18 protein-coding genes are annotated in these 19,769 nt (G+C 63.8%); 5 read left to right on the forward strand and 13 right to left on the reverse strand.

The features are described 5' to 3' along the window. Window positions 1-4: 4 nt before the first annotated feature. Window positions 5-850: an EamA family transporter gene (locus AC0L2A_RS16355; RefSeq protein ID WP_091600404.1), complete on the forward strand. Its 846-nt coding sequence runs from the start codon at window positions 5-7 to the stop codon at window positions 848-850. A 130-nt stretch (window positions 851-980) separates the two neighbouring features. On the opposite strand, the gene AC0L2A_RS16360 is transcribed toward AC0L2A_RS16355, so the two are convergent. The 13 genes from AC0L2A_RS16360 to AC0L2A_RS16420 form a co-directional block, all read right to left on the reverse strand. Then, window positions 981-1,295, reverse strand: coding sequence for a Dabb family protein (locus AC0L2A_RS16360; RefSeq protein WP_091600405.1), 315 nt, complete (start codon window positions 1,293-1,295; stop codon window positions 981-983). A gap of 10 nt (window positions 1,296-1,305) precedes the next feature. After that, on the reverse strand, window positions 1,306-2,934 hold the full coding sequence (locus AC0L2A_RS16365; RefSeq protein ID WP_091600406.1) for a GMC family oxidoreductase: 1,629 nt from the start codon (window positions 2,932-2,934) through the stop codon (window positions 1,306-1,308). 12 nt (window positions 2,935-2,946) lie between these two features. Next, window positions 2,947-3,708 (reverse strand): 3-ketoacyl-ACP reductase, encoded by a 762-nt coding sequence (locus tag AC0L2A_RS16370; RefSeq protein ID WP_473609641.1) that lies wholly within the window; start codon window positions 3,706-3,708, stop codon window positions 2,947-2,949. 208 nt (window positions 3,709-3,916) lie between these two features. Next, window positions 3,917-5,419, reverse strand: a complete 1,503-nt coding sequence (locus AC0L2A_RS16375) for a GMC oxidoreductase (RefSeq protein WP_473609642.1) — start codon at window positions 5,417-5,419, stop codon at window positions 3,917-3,919. 5 nt (window positions 5,420-5,424) lie between these two features. Then, window positions 5,425-6,540, reverse strand: coding sequence for an ABC transporter ATP-binding protein (locus AC0L2A_RS16380; RefSeq protein WP_091600409.1), 1,116 nt, complete (start codon window positions 6,538-6,540; stop codon window positions 5,425-5,427). Window positions 6,541-6,544: 4 nt separating this feature from the next. Then, window positions 6,545-7,489, reverse strand: a complete 945-nt coding sequence (locus tag AC0L2A_RS16385) for a carbohydrate ABC transporter permease (RefSeq protein ID WP_091600410.1) — start codon at window positions 7,487-7,489, stop codon at window positions 6,545-6,547. Beyond that, entirely contained in the window at window positions 7,486-8,442 is a 957-nt protein-coding gene (locus AC0L2A_RS16390; protein ID WP_091600425.1) for a carbohydrate ABC transporter permease, read from the reverse strand. Before AC0L2A_RS16390 ends, AC0L2A_RS16385 begins: the two co-directional genes overlap by 4 nt. Before the next feature lie 165 nt (window positions 8,443-8,607). After that, on the reverse strand, window positions 8,608-9,861 hold the full coding sequence (locus AC0L2A_RS16395) for an ABC transporter substrate-binding protein (RefSeq protein WP_473609644.1): 1,254 nt from the start codon (window positions 9,859-9,861) through the stop codon (window positions 8,608-8,610). A 59-nt stretch (window positions 9,862-9,920) separates the two neighbouring features. Next, window positions 9,921-11,432 (reverse strand): aldehyde dehydrogenase family protein, encoded by a 1,512-nt coding sequence (locus AC0L2A_RS16400; RefSeq protein ID WP_473609645.1) that lies wholly within the window; start codon window positions 11,430-11,432, stop codon window positions 9,921-9,923. Between the two features lie 20 nt (window positions 11,433-11,452). After that, window positions 11,453-12,229, reverse strand: coding sequence for an enoyl-CoA hydratase/isomerase family protein (locus AC0L2A_RS16405; protein ID WP_473609646.1), 777 nt, complete (start codon window positions 12,227-12,229; stop codon window positions 11,453-11,455). Further along, entirely contained in the window at window positions 12,222-13,823 is a 1,602-nt protein-coding gene (locus AC0L2A_RS16410) for an acyl CoA:acetate/3-ketoacid CoA transferase (RefSeq protein ID WP_473609648.1), read from the reverse strand. Before AC0L2A_RS16410 ends, AC0L2A_RS16405 begins: the two co-directional genes overlap by 8 nt. Window positions 13,824-13,833: 10 nt before the next feature. Then, window positions 13,834-14,853 carry a Gfo/Idh/MocA family protein gene (locus tag AC0L2A_RS16415; protein ID WP_473609649.1) on the reverse strand — a complete coding sequence of 340 codons (1,020 nt, stop codon included), beginning with the start codon at window positions 14,851-14,853 and terminating at the stop codon, window positions 13,834-13,836. Next, a complete protein-coding gene (locus AC0L2A_RS16420; protein WP_473491118.1) occupies window positions 14,850-15,893 on the reverse strand; it encodes a LacI family DNA-binding transcriptional regulator in 1,044 nt (347 codons plus the stop codon). The genes AC0L2A_RS16415 and AC0L2A_RS16420 overlap by 4 nt, the downstream gene beginning before the upstream one ends. 242 nt (window positions 15,894-16,135) lie before the next feature. On the opposite strand from AC0L2A_RS16420, the gene AC0L2A_RS16425 reads away from it, so the two are divergent. The 4 genes from AC0L2A_RS16425 (at window position 16,136) to AC0L2A_RS16440 (ending at window position 19,571) form a co-directional block, all read left to right on the forward strand. Beyond that, window positions 16,136-17,290, forward strand: coding sequence for a dihydrodipicolinate synthase family protein (locus AC0L2A_RS16425; protein ID WP_473609650.1), 1,155 nt, complete (start codon window positions 16,136-16,138; stop codon window positions 17,288-17,290). A gap of 143 nt (window positions 17,291-17,433) precedes the next feature. Then, window positions 17,434-18,396 (forward strand): GDP-L-fucose synthase, encoded by a 963-nt coding sequence (gene fcl / locus AC0L2A_RS16430; protein WP_473609652.1) that lies wholly within the window; start codon window positions 17,434-17,436, stop codon window positions 18,394-18,396. Window positions 18,397-18,897: 501 nt separating this feature from the next. Further along, window positions 18,898-19,059 carry a type I restriction-modification system subunit M N-terminal domain-containing protein gene (locus tag AC0L2A_RS16435; protein ID WP_473609653.1) on the forward strand — a complete coding sequence of 54 codons (162 nt, stop codon included), beginning with the start codon at window positions 18,898-18,900 and terminating at the stop codon, window positions 19,057-19,059. Further along, complete coding sequence (locus tag AC0L2A_RS16440; protein WP_473609654.1) at window positions 19,056-19,571, forward strand: hypothetical protein; 516 nt, start codon at window positions 19,056-19,058, stop codon at window positions 19,569-19,571. The genes AC0L2A_RS16435 and AC0L2A_RS16440 overlap by 4 nt, the downstream gene beginning before the upstream one ends. Window positions 19,572-19,769: the final 198 nt, after the last annotated feature.

Genomic DNA, 19,769 nt, shown 5'->3' on the forward strand with positions numbered 1-19,769 from the left:
GCCGATGACCTTGTTCGTCTTCTTCGCGGTGCTTGCTGCCGCCGCCATGCACGCGATCTGGAACGCGCTGGTCAAGGTTCATCTCGACCGCTTTTTGTCGATCACGCTGATGACGCTCGGCATGGGCGCCGTGGCGCTTCTGGCGCTGCCTTTCGTCGAGGTGCCGAAAGCGGACGTGTGGCCCTATATCATCGCCTCGGTAATCTTCCACATGGGCTACAGGACGTTCCTGATCGCCGCCTACAGGGCCGGCGATTTCGCCCAGACCTATCCGCTGGCGCGCGGCACCGCACCGCTGCTGGCTGCACTTGGCGGCATCGTGGTGGTCGCCGAAGTCCCGGCGCCGCTCGCCATCCTCGGCATTGTTCTCTTGTCGGCCGGGACGCTGGTGCTGTCGTTTCGCGGCGGCGCGCATCTGGAAAGGCTGAACCTGCGCGCCGTCGGCTTTGCGCTGGGCACCTCGATCTTCATCGCCGGCTATACGCTGTCCGACGGCAGCGGCGCGCGGCTGGCCGCGACGGCGTCGAGCTATGCCGCATGGCTGTTCGTCTGCGATGCGCTGTGGGCGCTGGTGCTGTGCCTGATCTTTCGCGGACCAAAGGCGCTGCCGGTGCTGGCGCGCGACTGGAAGGCGGGCGTGTACACCGGCGTGCTCAGCGGCGCCGCCTACTGGATCGTGATGTGGGCGATGACCAAGGCGCCGATCGCCTCGGTTGCGGCGCTGCGCGAAACCTCGATCCTGTTCGCCATGATGATCTCGGTGTTTGCGCTCGGCGAGAAGATGACCGCCTGGCGGGGTGCCGCCGTGCTCAGCATCGTTGCCGGCGTCGTCGCGCTGAGGCTTGGATAGGCTAAAGCGCGTCGCGTTCGACCGACCTCACGCGACGCGCTTTGGATTGTTGTTTTATGCATGTCGTTAACGCAAAACCGCTGCACACCCTCGGGTCAGTGCCCGAGGGCATGCTTTTGCGCGACATGCATTAAGCGCCTATCTCGAGGTCGAACACCATCAGCCCGTCGGTTCCGCCTTCAAGCGCCGCGACCAGCCGAGCGCCGGCTCGGCTGTGAGCCTCATGCACCAGGTAGGCGTCGCGTGCGGCGGCATCGCTGAAGTCGATGGTGAAGCCGTGCGTGAAGCCGCGCGCGAACGGTTCTGGGCTGACATTGGCGCTGAATTCGACCTTGGCCATGCCGTCGATCACCGACCGCAGCGCCTCAAGATCGGCATGGATTGCCGCGCGCTCGTCGTCGGTGACGTCATTGCGGAATCGAACGAAAACACAGTGCCTGATCATTCTTGGAATCTCATGCCGCTTGGTTGGTGGAAAACACGGCCGGCGGCAGTGGTTCGCGGCCAAGGATCAGATCGGCGCCCTTTTCGCCGACCATGATCGTCGGCGCATTGGTGTTGGAGGAGGGGATGCGCGGCATCACCGAGGCGTCGCAGACGCGCAGGCCCTCGATGCCACGCAGCCTGAGATCGGGCGTAACCACGCTCATCGCATCATGGCCCATGCGGCAGGTGCCGACAGGGTGGTGGTCGGTCTTGGAACTGCGGCAGGCATAGTCGAACAGCTCGTCGTCGCTGGTGAGTGCCGGTCCCGGCAGCACCTCGCGCAGCACGTAGGGGGCTAGCGCTTTCTGCCGCATGATCTCGCGTGCCAGCCTGAGCCCCTTGATCGACATGTCACGATCGTAGGGATCGGACCAGTAGTTCGGGTCGATCAGCGGGTGGTCGGCGGGGTCGGCGCTGTTCAGCCGCACCGTGCCGCGCGAACGCGGGCGCAGGAAGGCCGAGTTCAGCGTCACGCCCGGATTTTTCAGTTTTTCGACACCGGCCTCGATGCCGGAGCCGAGGCCGAGATGGAGCTGGATGTCGGGCGAGGCGGCGGTCGGGTCAGCGTACCAGAAGCCGCCGGTCTCGAACAGGCTGGAGGCAACCGGGCCTTTTTTCAACAGCAGGTATTGCAGGCCGGCCCATACCGTCCGGTGCAGCTTGGCGTAGTTGTCGTAGGTGTGGTCGCCGGTGCATTCGGCAATGACGAACAGGTCGAGATGATCCTGCAGGTTGGAACCGACGCCGGGCAGATCGTGCACCGGCGTCACGCCGACCGACTTCAGATGGTCGGCCGGGCCGATGCCCGACTGCATCAAGAGCTTCGGCGAGCCGATGGCGCCGGACGAGACGATGACTTCGCGTTCGGCACGCAAGGTCGTCGGCTGGCCGCCCGGCCTGTCGACGATCTCGACACCGACGGCGCGGCCCTTGTCGATGACAATGCGCGTCACCAGCACATCGGTCCTGACGGTCAGGTTGTTTCGCGCGCGGATCGGCCTGAGATAGGCGACCGAGGCGGAGGAGCGTCTCGCGTTCTTCTGCGTCAATTGGTAATAGCCGACGCCTTCCTGGGCTACCCCGTTGAAGTCGGGATTGAAGGGAATGCCCATCTCCTGCCCAGCGCGGAAATAAGCCTCGCAGATCGGCAGCGGCGCAATCGGGTTCGACACGCCGAGCGGACCCTGGTCGCCGTGAAAATCGTTGGCGTAGCGCTGGTTGTTCTCGGCCCGCTTGAAATAGGGCAGCAGGTCGCGATAGCCCCAGCCGGCAAGGCCTTCTTCCTTCTCCCAGGCGTCGTAGTCGCGGGCATTGCCGCGTGTGTAGATCTGGGCGTTGATGGAGGAGCCGCCGCCGATCACCTTGGCCTGCGTGTATCGGAAGACGCGGTCCTTCATGTGCTTTTGCGGCACGGTCGACCAGCCCCAGGCGGCGATGCCCTTGGTCATCTTGGCGAAACCGGCCGGCATGTGGATCAGCGGGTGCCAGTCCTTGCCGCCCGCTTCGAGCAGCAGCACTGAATTCGATGGCTCTTCGCTCAGCCGGTTGGCCAGCACGCAGCCGGCCGGGCCGGCGCCGACGATGATGTAGTCGGTCATGGCGTCACCTTTTCACAGCCTCGGCACCGACAGCGCGCCGTCGACATTGATGATCGAGCCGGTCGAAAAGCCGAGTTTGCCGCCGGCGAGTGCCACTACGGCGGCGCCGACATCGGCGGCTTCGCCCCAGCGCTTGGCCGGCACCAGCCCGCCGTCGATCAGCGCATCGTATTTGGCGGTTACCCCCGCGGTCATGTCGGTGTGGATGATGCCCGGCCGCAGCTCGAATACACCAATGTTTTCGGCGGCGAGGCGTAGCGCCAAGGTTTTCACCCACATCGAAAGTCCGGCCTTGGAGATGCAGTAGTCGGCACGTTCCGGCGAGGCCATTTCGGCGCTGACCGAGGTGATGGTGATGATCGATTTCGGGTGGTCACCCGGCGCCGCAAGCATCGCCCTGGCAACGGCCTGGCTGAGGAAGACGGTGCCGCGCAGGTTGATGGCGAGGATCCGGTCGAAGTTTTCCGGTTTCAATTCCAGCAGGTCACCGCGTACCACGGCGCCGATGCCGGCATTGTTGACCAGGCAGTCGATGCGGCCGAAGGCGCTCGTCGCGGCATCGACCAATGCGGCATGGTCGTCGAGGTCGGCAATGTCGCCGCAATGGTAGGCGAATTTCGCGCCGCGGGCGGTGATGTCAGCGGCAACCCCGTCGCCGGCCTTTTCGGCAAGGTCCACGACAAGGATATCGAAGCCGGCATCGGCCAGCGCCTCGGCGCAGGCAAGGCCGATGCCGCGCGCGCCGCCGGTGATGATGGCTGCCGGACGGCTCATGTGAAGATGTTCCTTTGGACGTCAGCGCCGCCCCTCATCGCCCTGCCGGGCACTTCTCCCCGTATAGTGACGGGGACAAGGACGCCTTCATCGCCTGCTTCGCCAATCGCCAGCGTTGCAAAAAAGGCGCCGGGGTTGCGGCCAGCGGGCTTCTCCCCGTTCACGGGGAGAAGGTGCCGGCAGGCGGATGAGGGGCGGCGCAGACCGATCATAGGACAAGCTCGCTCTTGCGGATGTGGTCGGCAACGCGCAGCGCTTGTGCGGCGATCGACAGCGCCGGATTGACCGCGGCCGAGTTCGGCAGGAAGCCAGCGTCGACGACAAACAGGTTCTTGTGGTCGAACGAGCGGCAGAACGGGTCGAGCGGCGAGGTCGCCGGATCGTCGCCCATCTTGACCGTGCCGCACTGGTGCGACGGCGTGCGCTTGTCGAAAGGCCGCGACAGGACGATCGGATAGCCGCAGGCGTGGAAGTTCTCGCGCATCACCCTGGTCAGCCCGTCGAGCGACTGCATGTTGGAGCGCCGCCACTGCATGACGATGTCCTTGCCGTCGACCATGATGCGGCTTTCGGGGTCCGGCAGGTCCTCGCACATCAGATACCAGTCGACGGCGTGGCCGGCCATGAAGTCCAGCGCGAATTTGGGCGCAAGCTTGACGTTGGCCCTCAGCATATGACCGTCGATCTTGCCGAGAAGCTGGGCATTGCCGAGCGGCTTGCCGCCCTTGCCGTCGGATAGATAGTAGTCGTTGAGCATCAGCGTCTTCTGGTAGACGGAGGTGTTCCTGCGGCGCGGATCGATCGCCAGCATGGCGCTCGAATTGTGGTTCATGAAGTTGCGGCCGACCTGGTCGGAGCGGTTGGCAAGGCCGTTTCCGTTCGGGGACGGCGAACGCAGCAGGATGGCGGCGGAATTGACCGCGCCGGCCGAGAGGATGACCAGTTTCGGCGTCACTTTCTTCAGCCTGCCATCCTGGCGATAGTGAACGGCGGCGATCGTCCTGGCATCCGATGAGGCTTCGAGGTATTCGACATGAGCACCGGTCTCGAGCCTGATGTTCCGGTCGGCAAGTGCCGCTGTCAGCGGCCCCGATTGGGCGTCGACCTTACCGGTCCCGGTGTTGGGAAACGCGTCCCAGCCTGTCTTGCCGTCCTTTAGCCAGGCATCGATGTCGACTCCGAGCGGCAGCGATGCCGGATGCAGGCCGAGGCCCATGAGTTCGGCGCGGGCGCGGGCGATCGGCGGCTCGTCCGGCACCGGCCCGAAGGGGTAGGGGATCGAGTGGAACGGTTCGGTCGGGTCTTCGCCGAGTGCGCCGCGCACGCGAAAAAGCTGCTCGGCCCTGGAATACCAGGGCTCGAATTCGTCATAGGAGAACGGCCAGGCCGGCGAGACGCCGCCATAGTGCTCCATGACAGAAAAGTCTTGCCTGCGGTAGCGGATCAGCACCGCGCCATAGAATTTCGAATTGCCGCCGACATAGTAATAATTGCCGGGATTGAACGCAGCACCCCCGGCCTCGCGCCACATCTCCTTCGGCCGGTAGTGGCCGTCGACGAAGATGGCGCGCGTGTCGCGCGTGTGCGGCGTCGCCGGCAGCGGTTCGCCGCGCTCCAGCATCAGGATCGAGGCGCCACTGCCGGCAAGGCCGGAAGCGATCGTGGCGCCGCCGATGCCGGAGCCGATGATGACGATGTCCGGGTTTGTCATGGCTGTCAGAGGATGCGGTTCTCGGTCGCCGGATCGAAGAACACCGCCTTGGTCAGGTTGAAGGCGAGCGGCGTGCTGGTGCCGGGCTGGATGTTGGCGTCGGCGCGCAGACGCGCCACCACCGCCTTGCCGCCGAGATTGGTGACGGCGAAGGTGTCGGAGCCGGCCGGCTCCACGACCTCGATGTGACAATCGGCGGTGGCGATGTTCGATGCGTTGCGTTCGGCTCCTTCAGGATCGGTCAGGGCCTCGGGACGGACGCCAAAAATGATCGGCTTGTCGTGGAATGCCGACAGACCAGTCGGCGCATCGGCCAGCGGCAGCGAGATCGGCTCGCGCGCCTCGCGCTGCAGCACCACGGAAAGCGCGTTGCCATTGCCGCCGATCGTCGCCGGGATCAGGTTCATCGCCGGCGAGCCCATGAAGTCGGCGACGAACAGGTTGGTCGGGTTGTTGTAGATTTCGGCAGGCGTGCCGAACTGCTGCACCTCGCCGTCGCGCATCACCGCGATCTTGGTGGCCAGCGTCATCGCCTCGATCTGGTCGTGGGTGACGTAGACGATCGTGGTGCCGGTGGTTGCGTGCAGCCGCTTGATCTCGATGCGCATGTCGACGCGCAGCTTGGCGTCGAGATTGGAGAGCGGCTCGTCGAAGAGAAACAGCTTGGGGTCGCGCACCAGCGCCCGGCCCATGGCGACGCGCTGGCGCTGGCCGCCGGAAAGCTGGCTCGGCTTGCGCTGCAGGAGGTGGCCGATTTGCAGCACCTTCGCCACCTTGTCGATCGCCTTCTGGCGCTCGTGGGCCGGCACGCCGCGCATCTCCATGCCGAAGGCAATGTTTCCCGCGACGGTCATGTTCGGATAGAGCGCGTAGCTCTGGAACACCATGGCGATGTCGCGCTTCGAAGGGTGGAGATCGTTGATCGTGCGGCCGTCGACGCGGATTTCGCCTTCAGTGATGCTTTCCAGGCCGGCGATGGTGTTGAGCAAGGTCGACTTGCCGCAGCCGGACGGGCCGACCAGCACGAGGAAGCCGCCCTTTTCGAGATCAACGTCGATGCCCTTCAGGATCTCGACCGATCCGAACCGCTTCCTCAGCCCATCAATTTCGAGAAAAGCCATTCGATTATCCTTTGACGGCGCCGGCCATCAGGCCGCGCACGAAATAGCGGCCAGCGACCACATAGACGAGAAGGGTCGGCAGTGCGGCGATCATCGCCGCCGCCATGTTGACGTTGTATTCGACGACACCGGTCGAGGTGTTGACGACGTTGTTCAGCGCTACGGTCATCGGCATCGCGTCACCGGTGCCGGCATAGGCCGAGGCGAACAGAAAATCGTTCCAGATGTTGGTGAACTGGTAGATGACGGTGACGACGAAGATCGGCATCGAATTCGGCAGCATGATGCGCCGGAAAATCTGGAAGAAGCTGGCTCCGTCGACCTGTGCCGCCTTGACCAGTTCGGTCGGGAACGCCTCGTAATAATTGCGGAAGAACAAAGTGGTGAAGCCAAGCCCGTAGACGACGTGGACAAAGACCAGATTGACCGTCGGATTGCCCAAGCCGAATGAAAATCCCGTTGCGTTTCGCAGCGTCACGCCGAAGCGGCCGAGGCTGCCGAGGATCGTCGCCATCGGCAACAGCACCGACTGGAACGGAATGAAGCAGGCAAACAGCATCAGCCCGAAAACCAGCGTGTGGCCGCGGAAGCGCCATTTGGTCAGCACATAGCCGTTGAGCGCGCCGAGCAGCGTCGAGATCAGCACCGCTGGAACCACCATCTTGATGGAATTCCAGAAATAGCCCTTGATGCCGGCGCAGGTCAGGCCGACGCAGGTCTCGCCCCACGCCTTCAGCCACGGCTCGAAGGTCGGCGCCTGCGGCAGCGCCAGCATGTTGCCGTTCTGGATCTCGTCCATTGTCTTGAACGAGGTCACCAGCATGACGAACAGCGGCATCAGGTAGAACAGCGCGAACAGCGCCAGCAGGCCGTAGATGACGATGCGGTTGACGGTCCTGGCGCTGATGCCGCCAGTGCTCTGGCGAGTGGGCGTGGCAATGACGCTCATCGCGGTCGCTCCCTGAGCTCGGAATAGAGATAGGGCACGATGATCGCGGTGATAGTCATCAGCATGATCACGGCGCTGGCCGAGCCGACGGCCATTTCGTTGCGCTTGAAAGTGTACTCGTACATGAAGTTCGACGGCAGCCAGGCCGAGCCGCCCGGCCCGCCGCTGGTCAGTGCTACGACCAGGTCGTAGGACTTGATGGCGAGGTGGGCGAGCACGATGAAGGCCGAAAGGAACACCGGCCGCAGCAGCGGGATGACGATGCGGCGATAGAGCTGGACCGTGGTTGCGCCGTCGATCTGCGCCGCCTTCATGATCTCCCCGTCGATGCCGCGCAGGCCGGCCAGGAACATCGCCATGATGAAACCCGAGGCCTGCCAGACGCCGGCGATCACCACGGTGTAGATGACGAAATCCTTGTTCTTGATCCAGTCGAAATGGAAGCTCGTCCAGCCCCATTGATGCAGCGTCTGCTCGAGGCCAAGGCCGGGATCGAGGAACCATTTCCAGGCGACGCCGGTGACGATGAAGGACAGTGCCATCGGGTAGAGATAGATCGGCCGCAACATGCCTTCGCCACGGATCTTCTGGTCGAGCAGGATCGCCAGGAAAAGGCCGAGCGCCAGGCAGATGAAGATGTAGAGAAAGCCGAAAATGCCCATATTGGTGATCGACGTGTACCAGCTCGACGGCGGGTCGCTCTCGAAGGTCCAGCGCCATAGCCTCTGATAGGCACGCGGCCCAGTCAGCGCATAGGACGGGAAGGTCTTGGAGTTGGTGAAGGACAGATAGACCGTCCACAGGATGAAGCCGTAGACGAAGACGATGGTGATCGCAAAGCTTGGCGCCAGCACGATCTTCGGCAGCGCGTCCTGCAGGCGCGAACGCACCGACGCGCCCGGGCGCGCATTATGCTCCGGCGTCAGCTTGATCTGGGTCGCGACCGTTGTCATGGGCTCCTCCCTCGCGGGTCCCTTCACCGCCAGGCGGGGAAGGATAGCCCCGTCGAGACGGGGCGTGTTGGTTGATCGCCGGCGCCATTCCGACCAGAAGCCGACCATCCTGGCTTGGTGGAACCTTCCCCACCGGAGCGGGGAAGGTCCTTTCATGCCTGGTTCTTATTTGGCGTCTTCGATTGCGTTGACCAACTGGGTCACGGCCTCGTCCGAGGTCTTGATCTGGCCGTGGACGAATTTCGAGACGACGTCCTTGTAGGCATTGGCGACGGCCGGCGGCGCGCCATAGCCCTGCGCCAGCGAACCGAACAGCGTGCCGCCTTCGTTGGCGGCCTTCAGGTCGGCCATGCCCTTCTTGCCGCAAGCGTCGAAATCGGTGTCGGGCACGTCGGTGCGGGCCGGGACCGAGCCCTTGACGACGTTGAAGGCCGACTGGAAGCTCTTCGACAAAGTTGCGGTGGCCAAGGCGGCCTGGGCGGCCTTGCGGTCCTCCGGAACGTCGAACATGCCGAACATGTCGGAGTTGTAGACCACGCTGCCGTCGGTGCCCGGGAAGCGATAGCACAGGAAGTCGGTGTCCGGGGTCTTCTTGGCGGCGTTGAATTCGCCCTTGGCCCAGTCGCCCATCACCTGCACCAGAGCATCGCCCTTGATGACCATGGCGGTGGCGAGGTTCCAGTCGCGGCCGGAGAAGTTCGGGTCGACATAGGTGACGAGCTTGGCAAGGTTGTCGAACGACTTCTTCATCGTGTCGGATTTCAGCTGCTCCTCGTCGAGGTCGTTGAAGGCCTTTTTGTAGAACTCAGGTCCGCCGGTCGACAGCACGACAGAATCGAACATGGTGGCTTCCTGCCAGTTCTGGCCGCCAAGCGCGAGCGGGATGACGCCCGCCGCCTTGGCCTTGTCGAGCAGCGCGATGAATTCGTCGAAGGTCTTGGGCTCGGTGCCGCCGATCTTGTCCATCACCGCCTTGTTGATCCACAGCCAGTTGACCGAGTGGACGTTGACCGGAGCCGCGACCCACTTGCCGTCATAGACCGAGAATTTCTGCAGGGCGGCCGGCACGGATTTGTCCCAGCCTTCCTTTACCGCCGTCTCGGTCAGGTCGCCCATCACGCCGGCCGCGGCGTAATCGAGCACGGTATAGCCGAGCATCTGCGAGGCGGTCGGGTAGTTGCCCGCCGCAACCATCGCCTTCAGCGCGGTCATGGCGGCGTCGCCGCCGCCGCCGGCCACGGGCACGTCCTTCCAGGCAAAGCCTTGCTTGGCCAGATCCTCCTTGAGCACGTTCAAGGCAGCCGCTTCGCCGCCAGACGTCCACCAATGCAGCATCTCGACTTCCTTGACGTCCTGGGCATGGGCCGCGAACGCAAGACCCGAGCCGAGAGCCGTTCCGATAAGCAATTTGCGCAACATGTACTTCCTCCCTTGTTGCAGCTACACGACCGGCGGCTGTCCGCCGGGTTCTTCACAGCTCAGCCGACCCACCATCCGGTGCGCTGGCCGCGATGAAACTGGATTGTCTTTTCCTCGGTATAATCCTCGACGGCGCGCTTGCCGAGTTCGCGTCCGAGACCGGATTGCTTGTAGCCTCCGAAAGGCAGCTCGGGATAACCTTCCATGAACGTGTTCACCCAAACGGTTCCCGAACGCACACTCCGCGCCACCGACATGCAGGTGTCGATGCTGGCGCTCCACACACCCGCCGATAGACCATAGGGCGTGTTGTTGGCGATGCGCAACGCCTCTTCAATCGATTCAAACGTCAGCACCGAGAGCACCGGGCCGAACACTTCTTCACGTGCAATGGCCATGTCTTCGGTGACGCCGCGAAGGATAGTCGGGTCGAGATACTGACCGGCATTGGAGGCGATCTGCTTGCCGCCGCTATAGACGCTGCTGCCGTCGTTTGCCGCCTCCGCCACGTAGCCGGTGACCTTGGAAAGGTGCTCGGAAGAGATCATCGCGCCGACCTTGGTACTGTCGTCGAGCGGATCGCCGACGGTGACCCTGGCGGTCAGCGCCTTCACCGCGCCGAGGAAGTCGTCGGCGATCGCCTCGTGGACGATCAGCCGGCTGCCGGCGTTGCAGCATTCGCCGGCGTTGAAAAAGCCGCCAAACACCGCCGCGTCGGCGGCGGCTTCGAGGTCGGCGTCTGGAAAGACAATCTGGCCGTTCTTGCCGCCGAGTTCCATCGAGACCTTCTTCAGCGCGTTCGCAGCCGACGCCATGGTCATCTTGCCGACCCGGGTGGAGCCGGTGAACGACACCATCTCGACCAGCGGGTGGGCGACCATCGGCGCGCCGACATCGGCGCCCAGGCCGGCGAGGATGTTGACGACGCCATCCGGCAAGCCGGCCTGCATCAGGATGTCGCCGAGCACGAAGGTCGAGGCCGAGGTCATCTCGCTCGGCTTGACCACCGCCGTGCAGCCGGCGCCGAGCGCGAACGGCAGTTTCTGGCTGACGATGAGAAACGGAAAATTCCACGGCGTGATGATCGAGACGACGCCGATCGGTTCACGCAGCACGACGCCCAGCATGGCATCGCCGAGGTTGGCGTAGGTTTCGCCATGCAGCGTGCGGGCAAGTGCTGCGGCATAGCGCCAGATGTCGACGGCGCCGCCGATCTCGCCCCGCGCCTGGGCGATCGGCTTGCCGGATTCCAGCGCGTCGAGCCGGGCAATCTCCTCGAGCCGCGCCTCGATCAGGTCTGCCGCCTTGAGCAGGATCGCGGCGCGCTCGCCGGCCTTCATCCCCGGCCAGGGGCCGGTCTCGAAAGCCTTGTGCGCGGCGGTCACCGCCGCCTCGACTTCCGCCGCGCCGGCTTGCGCATAGCGCGAAACGGTGAAGCCGTGGCCGGGGCTGTTGCGCTCCAGCGTGCGGCCGTCGCGGGCATCGACGAACTTGCCGTCGATCAGCAGCCGGTAGGTCTTCGGTGCCGCGGATGCCTCGGCGGGCATGGCGATGGTGAGGGGCAAGTTCATGTGAGGTTCCGCTCGCATTCTCATGATCTTGAAAACGCTGGTTTCTGCTTGGCCTTGAAAGCGTCGACACCGGCCTTGAGATCGCCGGTCAGCGTGATGAAGCCGCTGGCCAGCGCCTCGGTTGCGGCGGCACTGTCCTCGCCTTCGGCGATCGCGATCATCAGCTTGGCGGCTTCGGTTGCCAGCGGGCCGCGCTCGGCGATCTTGCCGGCCCAGGCCCTGGCCTCGGTGAATGCGTTGCCCGTTTCGACCACCCGGTCGACGATGCCCAGAGCGAGTGCTTCGGCAGCCACGAACAGTTCTCCGCCAAGCGCCATGCGCCGCACCGTCTGGGCGCCGAAGCGGCGCACCGCGCGCTGCGTGCCGGACCAGCCGGGCACCACGCCGATCGAGGTTTCCGGAAAACCCAATTTGACCTGCGCCTCGGCGACGCGGAAGTCTGTAGCCGCCGCCAGTTCCAGCCCGCCACCCAGTGCATGGCCGGACAGAACGGCGATCGTCGGCTGCCGCAACCGCGCCAGCCGATCGAAGACGCGGTGGCCGTAGCGAACCCATTGCACCTGGAAATCGGCGGCGCTCATTTGCGACCAGGCTTCGACGTCGCCGCCGGCGCAAAAGCCCTTGCCTTCGCCGCACAGCAGCACGACACGAACGCTGTCCGCAGCTTCCGCCGTATCGAGCGCGGCTTCCAGCGCGCGCAGCATCGGGATGTCGATCGCGTTGAATTTCTCCGGCCGGCGCAGCGTGACGATGCCGAGGTCGCCGTCGGTTTCAAAGCTGACGAGACGCTCAGCCATGCGCGCCTCCAAGCGAGGCGCCGCCATTGAGCGACAGTCCGATCGGCCGGTCACGATAGAGCGCGTCCGGCGTGACCTTCAGGTCGTTAGCGACGGCGAGCGGGAACTCGGCCTGCGCCAGCACATCGCGCTCGAGGTTGATGCCGGGTGCCAGCTCCGTCACCATCAGCCCTGCAGGCGTCAGCCTCATGACGCAGCGCTCGGTGACATAGGTGATGTCCTGTCCTTGCGCGACTGCGCGCTTGCCGGAGAAGGAGATGTGCTCGACCTCGCCGACCACCTTCTTGACCTTGCCTTCCCCGTCGATACGGATGCCGCCATCGGCCAGCGACAGTTTGGCGCCGGCATTGAAGAAACCGGAAAAGACGATCTTCTTGGCCCGCGCGGTGATGTCGACAAAACCGCCGGCGCCGGCGGTGACATGCGGTCTGGCCGAAAGCTTCGACACGTTGACCGAGCCGTGGCGGTCGATCTGCAGGAAGGACAGCAGCGAGGCGTCGAAACCGCCGCCCTGGAAATAGATGAACTGGTGTGGCGAAGGCATGAACGCGTCGGCGTTCGACGAGCAGCCGAACTTGAAGTCGAGCAGCGGCACGCCGCCGACCGCGCCCTGTTCGATCACCCAGGTGACCTTGCCATGCTGGCCTTCCTCGATAAGGATGCGCGGCACGTTGGCCGAGATGCCGAAACCGATATTGACGGCCATGCCGTCGGCAAGCTCCATGGCGACGCGGCGCGCGATGACCTTCTGGACGCTCATCTCGGCGTTGCGGAAAGTCGACAGCGGCCGGAAGATCTCACCGGAGATTGCCGGGTCGTAGGGTGTCAGCGTCGTCTGCAGCTGGTCGGGCGCCGCCACGATATGGTCGACCAGCACACCGGGCACGCGCACGTCATGCGGCTTCAGCGTGCCGTTCTCGACGACGCGCTTGACCTGCGCGATGACGATGCCGCCATTGTTGCGGGCGGCGAGCGCCTGCTCCAGCCCGCCGAGATAGGCGCCCTCGTGCTCGTAGGTGAGGTTGCCGCGCTCGTCGGCGGTGGTGGCGCGGATGATGGAGACATCAGGCACGATCGAGCGGAAATAGAGCCATTCCTCGCCGTCGAACTGCTGCACCGAAACGATCGGCTCGCTGGCCGCCGCATTCATGGCGCAGCCCTGATGACGCGGGTCGGCGAAGGTGTCGAGGCCGACCTTGGTCAGCACGCCGGGGCGCTTGGCAGCGGCCTCGCGATGCATGTCGAACAGGATGCCTGAGGGCACGTTGTAGGCGGCGACCGAATTGTCACCGATCATCTTCCAGATCTGCGGCGGTTCAGAGGATGAAGGGCCGGACGGATAGGAGCCGCACAGCGTGCGCTTCAACAGGCCGGGCTTGGCCAGATGGTCGATACCCCTGATGCCGTACATGTCGCCGGCGGCGATCGGGTGCAGCGTTGTGATGTTCTTCGGATGGCCTTCCGCGTCGAAGCGCTCGCCGATCGCGGCGAGCACCGCATCCGGGCAGCCGAGACCGCTCGACGACGACACCGAAACGACCATGCCGTCCATGATCAGGCTGGCGGCTTGCGCTGCGGAGACGAGTTTGCTCACGCTGCGCCCCTTATTTTTGGATCGATAGGGGATTCGGATCGATCGCGACCGATTTTCCGGACTTCGCGGATTGCAACGCGGCTTCGGCTGATGTCAGCGACCAGACGCCGTCCTCGCCGGTGGCCGACGGCTGGCCTTCGCCACCGATCGCCGCGTGGAACTGGCGCAGGGAACGGACATAGAGATCTTCGCGGTCGAAGCTCAATTCCTCCTCGCCCTTTGCCGTGCGCAGCAGCACAGAGCCGATCGGCTTCTGCGTCATCACATCTTTCGCGATCAGAGAGCCTTCGCTGCCATGCACCTCGAAGCCGGTGCCGGCGAATTTGGTGGTGAAGCCTTCATGTGACTGGGCGATGATGCCCGATCTGAAGCGCCAGATGCACATGGCGCCGTCTTCCAGCCCGCCGCTGGCCATGCCTGCGGCCTGGGTGAACGCCGAAACTTCGAGCGGATCGTCGCCAAGCACGAAGCGCAGCGTGTCGGCATCGTGCACGGTGATATCGAGCACCACGCCGCCACCGGCTTCCGGCCTGGTGATGCGCCAGCCCTGCAGGTTCTCAGGCAGATAGACCGAGTGGAAGACGCGCGCGGCAATCGGCTTGCCGATGCGGCCGCCGGCAATGGCTTCGCGCATCGCCCGGTGCGAGCCGGCATTGCGCAGATGATGGTTGGTGCCGAGCACGAGACCGGCCGCCTTGGCGGCGGCGACCATCTTCCGCGCATCGGCGCTGGTCAGCGCCAGCGGCTTTTCGCACAGCACATGTTTTCCCGCTCTGATGGCGGCTAATGCCTGTTCGAGATGCAGTTCGTTGGTGGTCGAGATGTAGACGGCGTCGATGCCGGAGCCGAGCAATGCATCGAGCGTCGAGACGGCGAGCGCAATGCCGTTCTCCTTGGCATAGGCAGCGGCGCGCTCCGGGCTGGAACTCATCACCGCCGCGATCTCGCTGTTCGGTTGCGCGCGGATGGCGTTGATCACGAATTGCCTGGCGATCGTGCTTGCGCCGATCAGTCCCCATCTGACGGTCATGCCGCGTCTCCCATTCCGGCACGGCGATCAGGACCGCAACTGTCCCTGACGACGAGGTTGACGGCGCCGATATGATCCTCGGCGCGGGTGGTGCGCGACTGGATCATCTTCAGCATGACATGGGCGGCGCGCTCGCCGAGGCCTGCCGAATCCACCGCGACACTGGTCAGCGCCGGCATGTAGTGCTGGGCTTCGATCACGTCGTCGAAGCCGACAACTGCGAAATCCGCGCCGGGCTCGAGTCCCCGCTTGCGCAGCGCCAGCATGACGCCGAAGGCGACCGCATCGTTAAAACACAGCGCCGCGCTCGGCGGCTCGGCCATGGCGAGGGCCGTCTCCAGGCAGGCAATGCCGCCCTTGCGGCTGGTTTCGCCTTCGACGACGAGCGTGTCGCGTTTGGCGATGCCGAGCCCCTCGCAGGCCTCGCGAAAACCGCCCAGCCGCTCGTGATAGACCACCAGATCCGATGAGCCGCCGAAGAAGGCCAGCCGGCGATGCCCTTTGCCGATCAGATGGGCGGTGGCGAGCCAGGCGCCGCGATGATTGTCGGGCGCTATCACCGGGATGCGGCTTTCAGGAAGCCGGCGCATGGTGAAGACGATCGGAAGGCCCGCCATCTCGATGCGACGGAAAGCACCAGGGGTCGTGCCGCGCGCCGGCGACACGATCAGCCCGGCGACACCTTGCTCCATCAGCGATTTCAGCACCTCTTCCTGGCGCACCGGGTTTTCCGCCGTGTTGGCGATGAACGGCACGATATCAGCCGACTGGAACACACGCTCCATGCCGACCGCCATTTCGGCGAAAAACGGGTTGGTAAGGTCGTTGATGACCATGCCGATGACGTTGGAATGGGCCTTGCGCAGATTGGCGGCGCCGCGGTTGTAGACATAGCCAACATCCTCGATCGCCTTGCGAACCTTCAGCGCAGTCTCAGGCCGGATCAGGCCGCTGCCCTGCAGCACCAGCGACACCGTCGACTTGGACACGCCCGCCTCACGGGCAATGTCGAGTATCGTCGCCTTGGGCCTGCTGGCCATTCAGATACGTCCTCCGCTGTTTTCTGGCCGAATTTATTGGAACGTTCTAATTCTGGGCCGGATTTGAGTCAATCAGGATTTTTCCCGAATTCGAAAATTCTGACAATCGGCCCTTAAATGCCGCTCTTAAGCGGCTTTCTTCGCTGCTGCGATGCAGCATTCTGGGGTATGGATCGAGAATCCACAAAGGTCCTTGATTTGTTGGAACGTTCCATTTAATAGCGCGACCAAGGGAGAGATCGATGGACATTGCCTTGCCCGGGGAGGGCGGTCGCAGCACTCGCTACCGCCTTGTCGGCCAGCCGGCACAACCGGTGATCGGCGCGCGGTTTTCGCGCATCGCCTATGCCGCCGCCCATGTCGTTGCCGATCCCCTCGCGATGACCGATCCGTGGGCTCATCCTGCGGTCGACTGGGAGCGCACGATGGCGTTCCGCCATCATCTGTGGCGGCTCGGCTTCCGCATCGCCGAGGCGATGGATACCGCGCAGCGCGGCATGGGTTTCGACTGGGCAAACGCCAGGGAATTGGTCCGCCGCTCGATCGCCGAGGCGCGAACCGTCGAGGGCGCCGACCTCGCCTCAGGCGCCGGAACAGACCATCTGGCGCCAGGCGCCGCCAGGACGATCGACGATGTCATCGCGGCCTATGAGGAGCAGTTCGGTTTCATCGAAGGTCTCGGCGGCAAGGCGATCATGATGGCCAGCCGCGCGCTGGCGGCTGTCGCCAAGGGTCCCGAAGACTATGCCAGCGTCTATGACCGCATCCTTCGCCAAGCCTCCGGCAAGGTCATCCTGCACTGGCTGGGCGACATGTTCGATCCGGCGCTGAAGAATTATTGGGGCAGCCATGATTTCGACACTGCCCTCGACACGGTCGTCGCCATCATCGAACGCCACGCCGGCAAGGTCGAGGGGATCAAGATATCGCTGCTCGATGCCGGCAAAGAGGTTGCCCTGCGCAACCGGCTGCCGGAAGGGGTGGTCATGTTCACCGGCGACGATTTCAACTATCCCGAGCTGATCGCCGGCGATGGCGAAAGACACTCGCATGCGCTGCTCGGGATTTTCGACGCTATCGCGCCGGTCGCCAATGCCGCGCTGGCGAGGCTGACCGACGACGATCGCGCCGGCTATGACGCGCTGATCGCGCCGACGGTACCCCTGTCACGGAAAATCTTCGAGGCGCCAACCGAATACTACAAGGCCGGTATCGTCTTGCTGGCGTGGCTGAACGGCCACCAGGACCATTTTTCGATGGTCGGCGGCATGCAGTCGGCACGCGGCATTTGCCACTATGCCGATGTGTTCCGCCTCGCCGACCAGGCCGGATTGCTGGCCGACCCGGAGCTTGCCGTCGCCAGAATGAAGAGCCTGTGCGCCGTGGCGGGTGTCTGACCGCCATACCACAAGAAGAGCTCGCCCGAATCTCCGATTTGGCTTGTCTCGGCAAATCTGTATGCGCTATGCGTCCGACGCAGGACCATCCGGCACGCCGACGCAAGATGGTCATAGCGGCCGTTCTGCATAGGGATACGCCAATGGATTTCGACCTAAGGGGCAAGCGCGTTTTCGTGGCCGGGCATCGCGGCATGGTCGGCTCGGCCATATTGCGCAGGCTGGCGGACGAGGACTGCGAGGTCCTGACCGCATCGCGCGATGAACTCGACCTGATGGACCAGGCCGGCGTGCGGCGCTGGATGGCAGACCACAGGCCGGATGCGGTGGTGATGGCGGCGGCCAAGGTCGGCGGTATCCTGGCAAACAACAGGTTGCCGGTCGATTTTCTGCAGGACAATCTCATCATGCAGACCAATGTCATCGAGAGCGCCTTCCGCAACGAAGTGCAGAAATTGCTGTTTCTCGGTTCGTCCTGTATCTATCCGAAGTTTGCGGCGCAGCCGATCGCCGAGGATGCCTTGCTGACCGGTCCGCTCGAACCGACCAACGAATGGTACGCGATCGCCAAGATCGCTGGGCTGAAACTGTGCCAGGCCTATCGGCGCCAATACGGTGTCGAGTACATCTCGGCGATGCCGACCAACCTCTATGGCCCCGGCGACAATTTCGACCTCTCCACCAGCCATGTCGTACCAGCCCTGATGCGCAAGGCGCACAAGGCCAAGCGCGCCGGCGACAAAACCCTGGAGGTCTGGGGATCGGGCACGCCGATGCGCGAGTTCCTGCATGTCGACGACGCCGCCGACGCTCTGGTCTGGCTGCTGAAAAACTATGCCGGCGACAGCCACGTCAATGTCGGCTCGGGCGAAGACATCACCATTGCCGAACTGGCCCGCACCATGCTCGCCGTCGTCGGCGCCGAGGCGGCGCTCACATTCGATGCGACGAAGCCGGACGGCACGCCGCGCAAGCTGATGGACGTGTCGCGCCTGTTTGCCACGGGCTGGCGCCCGCGCTACTCGCTTGAGAGCGGATTGGAGCAGACCTATGCCTGGTTTCTCCAGCATATCGAGACAGGCGACCTCCGCCTCGGCGCGGCTTGAGCCTCAATCGGCGCTGATTGCTGCCATCCGGGCCTCCCGTGTTGGACGCCGTCCCACAACGGCATTCGTTCTGTCGTCCTGCATATCGTCGGCTGCTATGACCTTCACGGCATGCCAATCACTTCGGCGGGTCGCTTTTGGCCATAGGACCTTTAGGCACGTCGAATCACCTTCTTGCTGTTCTTGCAAATCGAGCAGATGCCGTACTCCTGGACAAAGTCGTTGGTGGTCGCCGGAGCGCCGGTCACTTGCGCCGGGTCGTTGGATAGGCCAACGCCGACCGCGATGCATTTGTTGCACACCGGCTGCGGACGATGCTGCGTAATGAAGCGTTGATTTTATGCGGAACCGAACTGGGACCCTCCCTTGCCGCGAAGCGTAGAGGAAGATGTGTCGGATCGCGACAGGCGAGGCATCAAATTTCAAGCTGAAGCACTACCCAATCGTTGCCATTTGTTTGCCTCTGGTCTTTAGTTTCCGGCCACAGGTGATTTTGGGGGAATGGCGAGTTTGAACCAGCAGCAGCTTTCGTCGTTCATCTGGTCCGTCGCGGACCTTCTCAGGGGGGACTACAAGCAAGCCGACTACGGCAAGGTAATTCTGCTCTTCACAGGCAAGATCGATGTCCGTGAAATCGCGAGCGTAGAGCTGGAGCCCGCATGAGCCTCGACAAGATCATTGCATCGATCCACGGCATGGACGCCAAACGTCGCGCTGAAACGCGGAGCAATGCGGAAAGGAAGCGCGACGATGCGCATATGGGCGCAGACGCTCGTCGGGTGATTGAGGAACTGGACGCTCAGGAGGCAAGAGAAGCGGCTGCGCTCTCCGATCGCGTGTCGAACCTGCCGGTCGCGAAGCGGGTGGTCGAAGCGTTTTCGTCCATGACTGAAAACGAGCGCAACATCGTCCAGGTGCTGCTCGACCGTCCTGGCGAAACGTCTACGGGCCTGAGTAGTGCCTTGGGATGGGGTGGGCAGACTTGGCACATGCACTTTGGAGAGATGTGCAAGAAGCGGGAAACGCGTCTGTGGCCTGCTGAGCCGGCGGTAGTCCGCGACGCAAACTTCTACTGCGGTATCCTTGCCAATCTCTCAGCCGACAACCGCTGGTCCATCAAGCCGGAAGTGGCGGAAGGCTTCACGGCACTTGGGTTGCGGGCGAAGAAGAAATGACCCTCCACAGGGAGATCGGTTCAACCGCGCGCGTGCACTGTTTCCCGGCGATGTCGTGTTAGCGGCGTGAAAAAGGCTCGTGGCCAGAAACTTCTCGCAAGAGTGCCCCCACCTGCGTGGATGGTGCAAAGGGCCACTTCGCTAACGGACAAGATAAGCAGTTGTTCAGACGCTGCCGCCCGTAGGGTCCTCTCAGCT

The sequence above is a fragment of the Mesorhizobium sp. WSM4844 genome, assembly GCF_055811775.1.